We start from the raw sequence: 14,136 nt of genomic DNA on the forward strand, positions 1-14,136 counted from the left end.
TCGAGCGGAGCCGGAGAGTATGTGAGCATCGAAAAAAGCGGCGCAACGAAGTATCAAGGTAAAATCCGCAGTTTTGCAGAAGCTTTAAAAGCGCCAGTAGTGATCGATCAGCAACGCCGCAAACAGCAGGGAAAGATAAACAATTGAATAGCGAAACGCGCTCTGCGCCAGCCTGTCGCTGTAGTCCGAATAGATGCGCACAGCAAAATAGAGGTAGAGGCCTCCGAGCATGCAAGCGCTGAGAAGATAAATCAGGCCGCTCATGCGGGTGGAAAACGGCAAAAGGCTCACCGCCACCAGAATCAGCGTGTAGAGGAGAACATGCAGACGGGTGAATTTGTCGCCGTGGGTTACCGGCAGCATGGGAATCCCGGCCCTGGCGTAGTCGTGCTTGCGGTAGAGCGCGAGCGTCCAAAAATGCGGCGGCGTCCAGGCGAATATGATGAGAAAAAGCAGCAGCGCATCGGAAGAAATTTCACCGGTCACCGCCACCCAGCCCAAAACCGGCGGCATGGCGCCGGATGCGCCGCCAATCACGATGTTCTGCGGAGTGAGCGGCTTGAGCAACACGGTGTAGACCACGGCGTAGCCGACGAAGGTGGCGAGTGTCAGCCACATGGTGAGCGGGTTGATGTAACGATAAAGCAAAAACAGGCCGCAGCCGCCGACCACACCGGCAAAAAGGAGCGTTTGCAGCGAGCTGATTTCGCCGCGCGGGAGCGGGCGCCAGCGAGTGCGCGCCATTACCGCGTCGATTTTAATCTCCACCAGACAGTTCACCGCCGCCGCCGCGCCTGCCACCAGCGCGATCCCGAGCGTGGCCGGCAAAAGAATATTAATCGGTATCATGCCGGGTGTTGCGAGAAACATGCCGATTACCGCGGTAAACACGATGAGCGAGACCACGCGCGGCTTGCACAAGCTCAAATACTGCTGCGCGCGGGTGGCGGTTCGCTGCCAGACCAGGCTAGTCATCCCTTGCTCCCGACGGCTTTTGCTGGAGCGGGCGCTTTACTGCGGCGCCCGCGGATTGGATTTTGAAGTTTAACACCACAACGGTGACCAGTAACAGCGCGGCCACAGCATTATGTCCCACTGCGAGGGGCAAAGGCAGGCTGAAAACCACATTGGCAATACCCAAAGCCACTTGCAGGATGAGCACAACCAGCAACAGCATGCCATGAGCGCGGAGACTGCGAACCGCGATCGCGCCGAGCGCCAGCAACCCAAGATAAGCAAATACCACTGCTGCGCCGAGGCGATGCATCCAGTGAATGGCATTTAGCGCGGTATTCGAGAGCGGTTCGCCTTGCGCCGTCATGCCCAGCTCGCGGAAAAAATGAAACGCGTTGGCAAAATCCATTTCCGGCACGAGCTTGCCATGGCACAAAGGGAAATCGGTGCAGGCAAGCGCCGCGTAGTTGGCGCTTACCCAGCCGCCCAGCGCGATTTGCAACGCGAGCAGCACCAGGCCAAGCCACGCCCAAACATTGAATTTTTTAGCCATTGCGGCGTCCGCAACCGTGGGCCCATACTGGCGCCGCGCAAGCCAGCAAAGCGGCGCCAGTGTCGCCATGCCGCCCAGAAGATGCAGCGAAACCACGGCGGGTTTCAACAACAGGGTCACCGTCCACATGCCGAGCAGCGCCTGGACTATCACCAACCCCAACAGAAACAGCGGTAGCGCCGGCGATTGACGCAGCTCGAAGCGTTTGCGCCAAGCATAAATTGCTATGGCCGATATCAGCAGTCCCAGCGTACCGGCCAGGTAACGGTGAATCATTTCAATCCACGCCTTCGTGTTGTCCAGCGGCCGGTTGGGAAACTCGAGTTGCGCCGACCCCAGCACGGCTTCGCTTTGCGGCACAGTCACATGGCCGTAGCAGCCCGGCCAGTCGGGGCAGCCCAGCCCCGCATCGGAGAGCCGCACAAACGCGCCAAACACCACGACGAGGTAACCGAGACAGGCGGCCGTCAAAACTAATTTTCTATACATCATCCAATCCGTGAAACTTTGAGCAGTCTCGTTATATCCTTCACCATCTTGCGCGGGTCGGCATCCGGCGGGAAGCGCAGCATTAAGTTGCCCAGCGGGTCCACCACATAAATATGGTCTCGCGCCGAGCCTGGTGCCGGCAGCGCCTTGAGCAGCGCGCTGCCGGCACCGCGAATCAGCCAGGTACCGGAGTATTCCTGCAGCAGTTGGGGCGAGGGAGCGCTGTTGTCGTCAATCACCCAGGCGCGCTCGATGCGCTGCATGTCCTTGCCCTGAGTCAGGCGCACCTGGCGCAGGGTGTAAAGCTTGTGCCGGCAATTTTCGTCGCAAGTACCCGAATCCACTTGCAGCAGCACCCATTTGCGGCGCAATTCGCTGATGTGAAACGCGCGCCCGTCCACCAATTGCAAGGTGGAGTCCGGAAGCGGCTTAACCGGCAGCAATTCGCCGTAATTCATCGTCCCCTGCTGCGGCTGCCACCAGTAAAACACCACATACGCCGCAACCACCGGCGCGGTACAGAATGCAAGGATGAGCCAAAGTTCAATGCGGCTTTTGCGGGACGCGTTTGACATTCACCACCACGTACAAAACCGCCACTGCCACCGCCAGCGCAAACCACTGGAACGCGTAGCCGCGGTGCATGTTAATGCCCACATCCGGTTTTTCCCAGTCGCGAACCAATCCATCTCCCGTATCGTTGCGCTGCTCGATCACCAGGGGTTGGATCGCCAGCGGCACCGCTTTGCGATAGCGTTCCAGCACCAGGTTTTGCCAGACGTTTCCTTCTTCGGTTTGCGTCGAGAGCTCAAACACCTTGTTGCTCGGGATTGCAGCTAGGCCGTTTATTATTAACGTATTTTCAGGCGTCGGCACGAGTGGCGCACGCCGCTCGTCACCACGCGCAATCCAGCCGCGTTCAATCAAAACGTAGCGTGCGCTGTTCCCGATTTGCAAAGGCGTAATCACGTGATAACCCGGAACCCCGTGATAAATGCGGTTATCGATATAAATCGTATAGCTCCCGGCGAAGCGTCCTTCGACTTCCACCGGGCGGTACCGGTAGTCCTCTGCGTTCACTTCACTGGCGGGAAGCCGCACTGGCGGCTGCTTGGCAAGCTCCTCGATGCGTTGCTGTAATCGCAGTTTCTCGCTGGCGCGATTGAGTTGCCAATTTCCCAAACTCAGGACCAGGACGAACATCGCCGCGGCGGCGATACTGGACAGAAGCTTGGGTTTAAATTCAAACAACATGTTGGCTGGCAGGCACCGGAGTAATGGTCTAAACTGATAACCTACCCCGGAACAACAACATGAGAATCATCGTACTCCTGTTCATCATAGTCATCCTGTTCAGTCTCGGCTCCGCACTGTATTACCTCGTCAAGGACAAAGGCCAATCAGAGCGCGTCGTCAGAGCGCTCACCGTGCGCATCACTTTTTCGATCGCGCTGTTTCTCCTGCTCATGCTCGGCTTTTACTTCGGCCTGATCTCACCTCAAGGTTTGTAACCACAAGAAAAAAAGCGCCGCACGGCTTGAACCATGCGGCGTTCAGTGTCCCCTTCTTGTTAGCTGCTATGGGGCTCCTCCTCCTTGTTGTAAGGGAACCTCTGATTAAGTCGCGCACGTGTGGGGCTTAATCAGAGGTTCGTTAGTGTGCTGCGTTTTCCTCCTTGAGCCTGAGCGCCCGTGTCCTGTTACAGCCAGTAAACCAGAATGAAAAGCAGCAGCCACACCACGTCAACAAAGTGCCAGTACCAGGACACCGCCTCGAATGCGAAGTGATGCTCCGGCTTGAAATGGCCGACGATGGAGCGGCCGAGTATTGTAAGCAGCATGATGGTGCCGATGGTCACATGGAAACCGTGGAAGCCGGTCAGCATGAAGAACGTCGCGCCATACGCGCCGGTGGTGAGCTTGAGGTTGAGTTCGCTGTAGGCATGGCCGTACTCATACATCTGCAGCCCCAAGAAAGTGCTGCCCAGCACAATCGTTAAAATCAATCCGAGGATGAGCTGCTGGCGATTGTTCTTCTTCAGCCCCCAGTGCGCCCAGGTGACAGTGGCGCCGGAAGAAAGCAGCAGCAGCGTGTTGATGGCGGGAATGCCCAACGCCGCCATCGGCGTGAAGGTTTCTTTTATTCCCGGCCCGGACACCGGCCAGTGCGCGGTGAAATCCGGCCACAAGATCTTGTGCTCGAAATCGCCGAGCCAGGGCACCGACAAAACGCGCATGTAGAACAGCGCGCCGAAAAACGCCGCGAAGAACATGACTTCGGAGAAGATAAACCAGCTCATGCCCCAGCGGAAACTGACATCCACTTGCTGGTTGAATTTGTCCCCTTCGCTTTCGCGGATCACGGTACTGAACCAGCCGAACATCATAAATATGAGTATCGACACGCCGAGCACCAGGATCCAGGGCCCGATACCCGCATGATTGTTCATCCACAACGTCGCGCCGAGCGCCATGCAAAACAGCGCCGTCGAGCCGAGAATCGGCCAGTGCGATGGTGCCGGCACATAGTAACGTCCAGGTTGTTGAGTCATGGATATCACTCCTCTTTAGTCTATCCTGTTATAGCGTTACGCTTCAGCCTAGCCGGGCTGCCGGCGTCCGCCATCGACCTCGAAAAAAGTATACGACAAGGTGATAGTGTTCACGTCCTTGGGAAGCCGGGAGTCAATCATGAACACTACCGGCAGCTGCCGCACTTCATTGGCTTTCAGCGTCTGCTGCGTGAAGCAGAAACACTCCAGCTTCTTAAAATATTCCGCCGCGTACTGCGGCCCGTAACTCGGTATCGCCTGTCCGGTTACGGCATAGGGTAATGTATTCTTGACCTCATACACCACCTGTGTGAGCTCGCCGGGGTGCACTTTCACGCTGCCCTGCAGCGGGCGAAAGTTCCACGCCAGCTGCCGGGTATTGGCATCCAGCTCCACCGTCACGGTACGCGTAGAGTCAACCTGCGTATTCTTCGCCAGCGCATCCGCCTGAAAAATATTGTTGATGCCGGTGACTTCGCAGATCTTCTTGTAAAACGGCACCAGGGCAAAACCGAAGCCGAACATCGCCACTGCTACGACGAGCAGCTTCTTCAACAGAATACGGTTGGCCTGTTTTGCGCTCATTGCCAATGCCTGATTACAAACCCGACAAGAAACGCCGCGGCAATCGAAAACAGAATCAGCGCGGTCCTTAATCCATTTTTGCGCGAAACCAGCTCATCATGTCGCATGGGCTTGCGCCCTCCTTACTTCACCAGCGGCGGGGTTTCAAACGTGTGATAAGGCGGCGGCGACGGCAGTGTCCATTCCAGCCCTTGCGCGCCCTCCCAAGACTTGGCTGCAGCCTTCTCCCCGCTGCGGATAGTTTTAATCACGTTGTACAGGAACAGCAACTGGGCCAGACCGAAACCAAACGCGCCGATACTCGAGATCATGTTGAATTCGGTGAACTGCGGCGAATAGTCGGGAATGCGGCGCGGCATGCCGGCCAGCCCCAGGAAATGCTGCACGAAGAAGGCGACGTTGAAGAAAATCATCGACAGCCAGAAGTGCCATTTCCCCAGCGTTTCGTCATACATTTTGCCGGTCCATTTCGGCAACCAGTAGTAAATGCCGCCGAAAATGCTGAACAGCGCACCCGCCACCAGCACGTAGTGGAAGTGCGCGACCACGTAATAGGTGTCCTGCAGCTGGATGTCCACCGGGACGATCGCCAGCACCAGGCCGGTAAAGCCGCCCATGGTGAAGAGGAAGATGAAGCCGATGGCAAACAGCATCGGCGTTTCGAAGGTCATCGAACCTTTCCACATGGTGGCGAGCCAGTTGAACACTTTCACGCCGGTCGGCACCGCAATCAGCATCGTCGAGTACATGAAGAACAACTGTCCGGCCGCCGGCATGCCGACGGTGAACATGTGGTGCGCCCAGACGATGAACGAGAGAACCGCAATCGAGGCGGTTGCGTAGACCATCGAGGAATAACCGAACAGAGGCTTGCGCGCGAAAGTCGGGATGATCTGCGACACGATGCCGAATCCGGGCAGAATCATGACGTACACCTCGGGGTGGCCGAAGAACCAGAACACATGCTGGAACAATACCGGATCGCCGCCGCCGGCCGCATTAAAGAAATGCGTGCCGAAGTGGCGGTCGGTGAGCAGCATGGTCACCGCACCCGCCAGCACCGGCATTATGGCAATCAGCAAATAAGCGGTGATCAGCCAGGTCCACACAAACAGCGGCATTTTCATCAGTGTCATCCCCGGCGCGCGCATATTGAGGATGGTGGTGATGATGTTGATCGAACCCATGATCGAGCTTGCCCCCATCATGTGGATGGCGAAAATCGTAAGATCCATTCCCGGCCCTAATTGCACGGAGAGCGGGGCGTAGAGCGTCCAGCCCGCGGCGGCGGCGCCACCGGGAACGAACATGGAAATGATGAGCAGGAGCGCGGCCGGCGGCAGCAGCCAGAAGCTCCAGTTGTTCATGCGCGCGAACGCCATGTCCGGCGCGCCGATCATCAGCGGCACCTGCCAGTTGGCGAAGCCGACAAATGCCGGCATGATCGCGCCGAATATCATGATGAGGCCGTGCAGCGTGACGAGTTGATTGAAGAACTCCGGCCGCACGATTTGCAGCCCCGGCTGGAACAGCTCGGCGCGGATGGTCATGGCCATGATACCGCCGATGAAGAACATCAAGCCGGCGAAGGTCAGATACAGCGTGCCGATGTCCTTGTGGTTGGTGGTCATCACCCAGCGCATGATGCCGCCGGGATGATGTGCGTGATCGTCGTGACCGTGAGCGTGAGTTGCTGCGTCCATGATGCTGCTCTCCTTAAAATCTGTCTAAGCTACAAATTTACGGTTCATTTGCGCAAAGCTTTGATTTCGCCGGGCTGAATCGCATCGCCGATCTTGTTGTTCCAGGCGTTGCGTTCGTAGGTGATTACCGCGGCGAGTTCCACGTCCGAAAGCTGCTTGCTGAAGGCGACCATTGCCGTGCCTGCTTTGCCGTTCATCACGATGTTAAAATGATCTGGGTTTGGGCCGGTGGCAATCTTCGAGCCGTTGAGCGCGGGGAACGTGCCGGGAATGCCGGCGCCGCTGGCTTGATGGCAGACGGCGCAATTGGTGTTATAGACTTTTTCTCCTTGCGTTTTCAGCTCATCCAGAGTGAAGGTTTTGTTGGCATCCACCTGGGTTGCCGCCTGCTTCTGTTTCTGCTCGGCAAGCCAGATCTCATAATCCTTTTGTTCCTTCGCTTCCACCACTATGGGCATGAAGCCATGGTCCTTGCCGCACAATTCCGCGCACTGGCCGCGGTAGGTTCCCGGTTTGTCCACTTTGAACCAGCTGTCGCGGATAAAACCGGGAATGGCATCCTGCTTCACGCCAAAGGCCGGCACCCACCAAGCGTGAATCACATCGTTTGCGGTAATCAACACACGCACCTTCTTGCCCACCGGCACCACCAGCGGCTTGTCCACTTCCAGCAAATAATGTTCGCCCTTGGGTGCCCGGTTCTCGATCTGGTCTCGGGGGGTGGTGAGGTTGCTGTAAAAACTCACGTTGTCCTGCAGATAATCGTAGCCCCATTTCCATTGGTAACCGGTGACCTTGATGGTCATGTCCGGGGTGATGGTGTTCTTCATCGCCAGGATGGTTTTGGTGGCGGGATAGGCCATGCCGACGAGAATACAGAAAGGGATGATGGTCCAGATGATTTCGACGGTAGTGTTTTCGTGGAACTGCTCGGCCCGGTGGCCGACGGACTTGCGGTGTTTGTAGATGGAGTAGAACATCACGCCAAACACCAAGCAGAAGATGAGCACGCACACCAGGAGAATCGTCGTGTGCAAATCGTAGATTTGCTGGGCGATCGGCGACTCGGGCTGTGGCAGGTTTAATTGGTAAGCGCCATGCGCCAGCCCGGCGTAGAGGGCCGGAATGATTCCCGCCGCACCATGTTTTACCAATTTGTTAAACATAATCTCCCTAAGGGATTTGCAAATATTCAACGAATTCCCTCGCCATCCTCAGTAGACGCGCGGCCGGGCACTCTCAGAACTGCCGGATTTTCGCTTTCAGCTGCCGCGCGAGTTTCGCGCGCTCCTCTTCCGTCAGATGGCACCCTAATTCCACTTCCCGTCCGTGCGAGCGAAGCGCAAGGCGGCTTCCCGTCGCGTCACATACCACCTGCGCCCAGTAGCGGTTGAATTCAAACCGCTTGAGCTCTCCGCCTGTCCGGCACTCGAGCAGCAGCTTGTCGCCGCTCAAGGTAAGCCGTTCGTAATCGCCCGACCGGCGATCGATATAGTGGAAAGCCACAAACAAAACCAGCATTTCCAGCCCGGCAAAGGGCAAAATCAGCCACGCCCCGAATGCCGCAAACGCCAAGGAAATGCCGAAAGAGACCACAAAAATGAAACCAAAAACCAGACAGCGGCCCGCCGTGGTCAGGGAGTTGTTGCGTCTTGCGGTGAGCGTGTAAGCCGTCGCATCATCCGCACCGGTGCACTGCATGTTCTCGTGCCTCCCGACCCGCCCAATTTAACCAAGCGCGTAAATTAGCATAGGCAAACTGGCATGGCAAGGACAATCAGGCTTTTTTCTGCTCTGCTTTGTCTATCAAATCAAAGAGGAAACCGCAAGGCCCGCCGCCACTTCCGCAGGCTGCGGACTAGCCGCAAATTCGAGCACACCCAAGGGGGCTTGTTTAAGCCTTTCTTTAAGCGCAGCAAGATTTTCTTCGAGCGCTTGCATTTGCGGGTCCAGGCAATTAGCGACCCAGGCTGAGAGTTGCAATCCTCGCGACTCGATCGCTTCTGCGGTAAGCAAGGCGTGGTTGAGGCAGCCCAAACGCATCCCCACCACCAGAATTACGGGAAGACCAAGTAATGTGGCGAGATCAGCGCTGTCTGCGCGGGAATTGAGCGGGACCATGAAACCGCCTACGCCCTCCACAATCACAACTTCGGCCATTCCGGCTAATTGACTGAATGCGTTTTTGATGACCGGCAAATCGATTTCGATTCCGGCCTGTCGCGCGGCGATATGCGGCGCAATCGCCGGCTTCAACGCGTAAGAATTAATCAAAATGCGGGGTGCCTTAATGCAGCTTGCAGCTAGCAAGGCTTCAACATCGTCATGGCGCAAACCTTGCGCGGTTTCCGCGCCGCCTGCCGCGACCGGCTTCATGCCGATCGTGCTTTTTCCCAAAGCCGCGAAAGCATGCAGCAAAGCGCAGGCCACCAGCGTCTTGCCCACGCCGGTATCGGTGCCGGTGACAAAAAAACCCCGGCTCATCAACGTCTGGCTTCCACTTTGATGATTTTCCTTCCATCCGGCATGCGCGGCGCTTCAGGCTTCCAGGCATGGCCGTATACCACTTCAAACGTCGCCGGCAGACGCCCCTCGCTGCGAAACTTCTCGTAATTGCGCGACACCGTTTGCAGCAGCGACTTGCCCGCCAGGCCATGACGACGCCCATGACTCACGTTGTGCGCGCCGATGGCCTTGAGATCGCGCATCAAGGAAACGGCATTCACATAAGTCAGCGTGATTTGCTCCATGTCCATCACCGGAGTGTTGAATCCCGTTTGCACCAGCATGTCGCCCATATCATGCATGTCAATAAAGCGATGCACATGGCTGTAGCCGTCGATTCCCGAGCAGGCCTGCCGCAGCTCTTTGAGCGTGTCCGGCCCGAAGGTGCTGAACATCAGCAACCCTCCCGGCTGCAACACGTGGTGCATTTCGGCAAATGCCCGCTGCGGCTGATTTACCCATTGCAGCGCCAGGTTGCACCACACCATGCCGGCGCTGGCTGCCTTAAGTGGCATGCGTTCGATGTCGGCACATAGATGAACAATGGGCTGCGGCAAAAAAGGCAGCCAGCGCCCGCGTCTGCGTCTGCGTGAACGCTCGAGCATGGCCAAGGCGATGTCGAGCGCCAGTACCTTTGCCTGAGGATAACGCCGCTTAAGTTCGCGGCTGCCATGCCCGGTGCCGCTGCCGGCATCGAGAATGGAATCCGGCGTGAGTTTGATATAGTCCAGACGCGAAAGCATGCGCCCCTCCACTTCGCGCTGCAGCACCGCGGCCTGATCATAAGTAGCCGCCGCGCGCTCGAAAGCAAGCCGTACCAGGCGCTTGTCCAGGGCAAATGGGTCGGCTTCACTCATCCAGGAATTCCGCAAGTTCTTTCACGAATTCTCCGGGCTTTGACAAAAACGGCGCATGGGCACAACGCTCAAATACTTCAAGCCTGGCCTGTGGAAAATGCTGCTTCAGCCATAATGCCGCACCAAGCGGAACCAGCGCATCGGCTGCGCCATGCAAAAGCAAAACCGGCTGACGCAGTTTCTGCGCCGTTTCCCGTAAATCCGCGTCGTGCAAAATCCGCAAGCCTGTCTCCAATGCGGACTGCTCAGGTTCGCCGCGCGCGAACAGTTGCTTGCGCAGCCAGGCGCTTTGACTGCGCGCATCCTCCGCGCCCCGGGTTTCCAAAGATACGAAGCGCTTCAGCGCCGTCCGTCCGTCGCGTTTGAGCTTGGCCGCGAATTCCGCAAATACCTGCGTTTCCATTCCATGCGGCCAATCGGGGGCACACACAAAGCGCGGCGTGGCCGCCACCAATACCAATTGTTTCACCTGCCGCTCAAAATTTCGCGCCCAGGTCAGTGCCACCTGCGCCCCCAGCGACCAACCGCACACCGCCACGCTTTCAGGCGCGGCCTTGGCCAGCGACTGCACGAGCTCTATGAGCGTATGCCGCGTGCAGCCGTTGCTTTTGCCATAGCCTGGAAAATCCACGCGATGGACGCGAAAGTGTTTTGCCAGCGCCACGTACACACCGTCCCACACGCCGCTGTGCATGCCCCAGCCATGGAGTAACACGAGATCCGGCCCATCGCCTGTGGATTCAATGTGCAAAGTCAATTCAAAACCTTTTCACCGCAGAGGGCGCTGAGGACGGAAGAGCCATAATATTTACTAAGAATCAAGCTTCCTCCGCGTCCTCCGCGGTTAAATTGCTCTTTCTAATTCATGCAACGTGTTCACCAGCCGCCCGATATCTTCTTTCGTGTGGTCCGCGGAAAGCGAAATTCGAAGCCGCGCCGTGCCTTGAGGCACGGTCGGCGGACGGATTGCCGGAACCAGGAAGCCTGCTTCAGCCAGTGCTTTGCTCGCCCTTACCGCTGCGTGCGATTCGCCGATGATCAGCGGCTGAATCGGCGTTTGGGATTGAGCCAGGCGCCAGTTTTTCAGCCGCAAGTTTTTCTTCAACTGTACAATCAGTTCCGCAAGATGCGCCCGGCGACCGTTTCCAGTGTTTATCAAATCCAGACTTTTCAGCAGCACATGCGCCAGCAGCGGCGGCGAGGCAGTGGTGTAAATATAGCTGCGGGCGAGTTGGATGAGCGTTGCTATCACTTCTTTTTCGGCGGCGACAAAAGCGCCGAAGACGCCGGCCGCCTTGCCGAGCGTCCCCATGTAAACGATGCGCGGAGAACGCATATTGAAATGCGAAAGCGCGCCTCGTCCTTCCTTGCCCAGCACGCCGAAACCGTGCGCATCGTCGATCAGCAGCCAGGCATCGAAACGCTCGCACAAGGCAAGCAAATCAGGCAGCGGCGCGATGTCGCCATCCATGCTGAACACGGCATCGGTCATGACCAGCTTGTGTTTAGCGCTGGATGCGGCCAGCCGTTTTCCAAGCGCCCGCACGTCGAGATGCGGATAGCGGTGAAATTTCGCTCTCGAAAGAAGCGCGGCATCGTTCAACGACGCATGGTTGAGCTTGTCGGCAAACAAAGCATCATCGCGCCCCAGCAGTGCCGTCACCACGCCGAGGTTCGCCATGTAGCCGGTGGAAAACAGCAGCGCTTGCGGCAAGCCCGCAAATTGCGCGAGCTTCTCCTCAACCTGATGATGCGCGTCAAAATGTCCGCTCACCAGGTGCGAAGCGCCAGCGCCCACGCCATAAAGCTCCGCTCCTTCGCGTGCGGCTTTAATCAGCTCCGGGTGGGACGCCAGGCCAAGATAATCATTGCTGCAAAATGAAACCAGCTCGCGGCCATCCGCCCTGACATGTGCGCCTTGCTGGCTTTGCACGATGCGCCGGTGGCGCAGCAGCCCCTTGGTTTCCAGGCGCTGCAGTTGACCGCGAAGTTGGGCTAAAGACATCGTGGATGACAAACCGATCCGGAGCCGGTCGAAGGAGGCGCGCCGGAAGATTACATCGGATGCATGCCGAGTTTATCGAGCAATGCCTGGTCCTGCCGCATTTCGGGATTGCCGGTGGTCAGGAGTTTCTCACCGTAGAAAATCGAATTCGCCCCGGAGAGGAAACACAGGGCTTGCATGGCTTCGGGCATTTGGCTCCGGCCGGCGGAAAGGCGAACCATCGCTTTGGGCATGGTAATGCGCGCGCAAGCGATAGTGCGCACGAATTCCAGCGGATCGAGTGGTTCGGCTCCGTAAAGCGGCGTGCCCTCAACCTGCACCAGATTGTTGATCGGCACGCTTTCCGGATAAGGATCGAGACTGGCGAGCTGCGCGATCAGCACGGCGCGGCCGCGACGCGTCTCGCCCATGCCGACGATGCCGCCGCAGCAGACATGGATGCCCGCGCTGCGCACGCGTTGCAGCGTGTCGAGCCGGTCCTGATACTCGCGCGTCGTAATAATTTTCCCGTAAAAATCGGGCGCGGTATCGAGGTTATGGTTGTAGTAATCGAGACCCGCTTCGCGCAATTGTTCGGCTTGGCCTTCCTTCAAAAGCCCGAGCGTTGCACAGGTTTCCAAACCCAGGACACGCACGGCTTTAATCATTTCGATTACCTTGTCGAGATCTTTTTGCTTGGGGCCGCGCCAAGCGGCGCCCATGCAAAAACGCGTCGCTCCCTTGTCTTTGGCTGCACGTGCCGCCGCGACCACGCTGGCCACAGGCAGAATATCTTCATCGGCGACGCCGGTGTGATAGCGCGCCGCTTGCGGACAATAAGCGCAATCTTCCGGGCAGCCGCCGGTCTTGATGGAAAGCAGAGTGGATAGCTGCACTGCGTTGGCATCGAAGTGCTGGCGATGTATTTGCTGGGCGCGATAAACCAGGTCGTTGAACGGCAGCTCGAACAAAGCTTCAACTTCGTCAACGCGCCATGCTTGACGTATTTCTGCAATTTGTGAGGCGGGCTTCATTACAATGTCTGATTCGCGGATTTGCAGCGCCTCGGCTAAACAATAAAATTCGCTAAATTATCAAGGATTTCCGTTCGAGTGTCAATTTCTATCTGTAAATTTTTAAACAACTGCCTAAATATTCGGCTGTTGCAGGCAGAGTGCCTGCTTTGCGGCGCGACCGTTGCAAATCAGGATTTGTGCCAAGCCTGCCTTGAACATTTGCCGTATCTCGCCCCTGCTTGCTGCAAGGTGTGCGCGGTGCCGCTATCGCAAAGCGAAATCTGCGGTGCGTGCTTGAGCGAGCCGCCGGCTTTTGACCGTACTTATGCTGCATTCAGCTACAGTTTTCCGGTGGACGCCTTGATTCAGGCACTCAAGTATCGGGGAAACTTCGCGGTAGCGCCGCTGCTGGCGAGCGCGCTGGAGCCCATTGCCCGAAGCGCATCTCCAGTCGATTGCCTGATTCCGGTGCCGTTGTCTGCGGCGAGACTGCGCGAGCGCGGCTTCAATCAGGCGCTGGAAATCGCCAGGCCGGTGGCGCGCGCAACCGGAGTTGCGCTGTTGGCGACCAGCTGTTCCCGGGTACTCGATTGCGCGCCGCAAGCGGGACTGCCGTGGAAAGAACGCACTAAAAACATCCGCGGCGCGTTTGCGTGCGAAGCCGATTTATCCGGAAAAAAAGTGGCGCTGATCGATGACGTGATGACCACTGGCGCAACCCTCGACGAGCTTGCCAAGGTGGTGCGCAGGAAAGGTGCGGTTGAAATCAGCGTCTGGGTGGTGGCGCGAACGCTGCCGCCTTAACAGGGTGTTGAAAAACTCTCCGGGAGCCGCGTTTGACACGAAAAATGCTCAGATGCAAGGCGCGCGACGAAGGTCGTAGCCAGGACTACGATGCCGAGGAGCGCAACGCAGCAGATGGGCATTTTTCGTGCAAAC

17 protein-coding genes are annotated in these 14,136 nt (G+C 57.5%); 2 read left to right on the top strand and 15 right to left on the bottom strand.

All coding sequences use genetic code 11. The features are described 5' to 3' along the window. Nucleotides 1–84: 84 nt before the first annotated feature. From cyoE to VHE58_09145, 4 genes are read right to left on the bottom strand one after another with little or no spacing between them, the layout of a single operon-like run. Nucleotides 85–975, bottom strand: a complete 891-nt coding sequence (cyoE, locus tag VHE58_09130; GenBank protein HVS27438.1) for a heme o synthase — start codon at nucleotides 973–975, stop codon at nucleotides 85–87. After that, nucleotides 968–1,996, bottom strand: a complete 1,029-nt coding sequence (locus VHE58_09135) for a COX15/CtaA family protein (GenBank protein HVS27439.1) — start codon at nucleotides 1,994–1,996, stop codon at nucleotides 968–970. Before VHE58_09135 ends, cyoE begins: the two co-directional genes overlap by 8 nt. Beyond that, the gene (locus VHE58_09140; GenBank protein HVS27440.1) at nucleotides 1,996–2,571 is read right to left on the bottom strand and encodes a cytochrome C oxidase subunit I; all 576 of its coding nucleotides are present in this window, start codon (nucleotides 2,569–2,571) and stop codon (nucleotides 1,996–1,998) included. The genes VHE58_09135 and VHE58_09140 overlap by 1 nt, the downstream gene beginning before the upstream one ends. Beyond that, on the bottom strand, nucleotides 2,540–3,250 hold the full coding sequence (locus tag VHE58_09145) for an SURF1 family protein (GenBank protein HVS27441.1): 711 nt from the start codon (nucleotides 3,248–3,250) through the stop codon (nucleotides 2,540–2,542). Before VHE58_09145 ends, VHE58_09140 begins: the two co-directional genes overlap by 32 nt. Before the next feature lie 59 nt (nucleotides 3,251–3,309). Between VHE58_09145 and VHE58_09150 the strand changes: the two genes are divergently transcribed. Next, nucleotides 3,310–3,507, top strand: a complete 198-nt coding sequence (locus VHE58_09150) for a twin transmembrane helix small protein (GenBank protein HVS27442.1) — start codon at nucleotides 3,310–3,312, stop codon at nucleotides 3,505–3,507. A 188-nt stretch (nucleotides 3,508–3,695) separates the two neighbouring features. On the opposite strand, the gene VHE58_09155 is transcribed toward VHE58_09150, so the two are convergent. From VHE58_09155 to bioB, 11 genes are all read right to left on the bottom strand, one after another. Next, nucleotides 3,696–4,547, bottom strand: coding sequence for a cytochrome c oxidase subunit 3 (locus VHE58_09155; protein ID HVS27443.1), 852 nt, complete (start codon nucleotides 4,545–4,547; stop codon nucleotides 3,696–3,698). Between the two features lie 48 nt (nucleotides 4,548–4,595). Next, complete coding sequence (locus tag VHE58_09160; protein ID HVS27444.1) at nucleotides 4,596–5,132, bottom strand: cytochrome c oxidase assembly protein; 537 nt, start codon at nucleotides 5,130–5,132, stop codon at nucleotides 4,596–4,598. Next, on the bottom strand, nucleotides 5,129–5,239 hold the full coding sequence (locus VHE58_09165) for a cytochrome oxidase small assembly protein (GenBank protein HVS27445.1): 111 nt from the start codon (nucleotides 5,237–5,239) through the stop codon (nucleotides 5,129–5,131). Before VHE58_09165 ends, VHE58_09160 begins: the two co-directional genes overlap by 4 nt. Nucleotides 5,240–5,254: 15 nt before the next feature. Continuing rightward, entirely contained in the window at nucleotides 5,255–6,835 is a 1,581-nt protein-coding gene (gene ctaD / locus VHE58_09170) for a cytochrome c oxidase subunit I (protein HVS27446.1), read from the bottom strand. A 44-nt stretch (nucleotides 6,836–6,879) separates the two neighbouring features. Next, nucleotides 6,880–8,001, bottom strand: a complete 1,122-nt coding sequence (gene coxB, locus VHE58_09175; GenBank protein ID HVS27447.1) for a cytochrome c oxidase subunit II — start codon at nucleotides 7,999–8,001, stop codon at nucleotides 6,880–6,882. A 73-nt stretch (nucleotides 8,002–8,074) separates the two neighbouring features. Then, entirely contained in the window at nucleotides 8,075–8,536 is a 462-nt protein-coding gene (locus VHE58_09180) for a DUF2244 domain-containing protein (protein ID HVS27448.1), read from the bottom strand. A gap of 105 nt (nucleotides 8,537–8,641) precedes the next feature. Beyond that, nucleotides 8,642–9,319 (bottom strand): dethiobiotin synthase, encoded by a 678-nt coding sequence (gene bioD, locus VHE58_09185; GenBank protein ID HVS27449.1) that lies wholly within the window; start codon nucleotides 9,317–9,319, stop codon nucleotides 8,642–8,644. Beyond that, nucleotides 9,319–10,197, bottom strand: a complete 879-nt coding sequence (gene bioC, locus VHE58_09190) for a malonyl-ACP O-methyltransferase BioC (GenBank protein ID HVS27450.1) — start codon at nucleotides 10,195–10,197, stop codon at nucleotides 9,319–9,321. Before bioC ends, bioD begins: the two co-directional genes overlap by 1 nt. Further along, on the bottom strand, nucleotides 10,190–10,954 hold the full coding sequence (gene bioH / locus VHE58_09195) for a pimeloyl-ACP methyl ester esterase BioH (protein ID HVS27451.1): 765 nt from the start codon (nucleotides 10,952–10,954) through the stop codon (nucleotides 10,190–10,192). The genes bioC and bioH overlap by 8 nt, the downstream gene beginning before the upstream one ends. A gap of 87 nt (nucleotides 10,955–11,041) precedes the next feature. Next, entirely contained in the window at nucleotides 11,042–12,202 is a 1,161-nt protein-coding gene (gene bioF / locus VHE58_09200) for an 8-amino-7-oxononanoate synthase (GenBank protein HVS27452.1), read from the bottom strand. A gap of 50 nt (nucleotides 12,203–12,252) precedes the next feature. Beyond that, the gene (gene bioB / locus VHE58_09205) at nucleotides 12,253–13,215 is read right to left on the bottom strand and encodes a biotin synthase BioB (GenBank protein ID HVS27453.1); all 963 of its coding nucleotides are present in this window, start codon (nucleotides 13,213–13,215) and stop codon (nucleotides 12,253–12,255) included. Nucleotides 13,216–13,344: 129 nt separating this feature from the next. Here bioB and VHE58_09210 point away from each other — a divergent pair, with 129 nt between their 5' ends. Beyond that, nucleotides 13,345–14,001, top strand: coding sequence for a ComF family protein (locus VHE58_09210; protein ID HVS27454.1), 657 nt, complete (start codon nucleotides 13,345–13,347; stop codon nucleotides 13,999–14,001). Nucleotides 14,002–14,136 lie beyond the last annotated feature (135 nt).

It is taken from the genome of Burkholderiales bacterium (assembly GCA_035543335.1).
Lineage (GTDB): Bacteria > Pseudomonadota > Gammaproteobacteria > Burkholderiales > JAHFRG01 > JAHFRG01.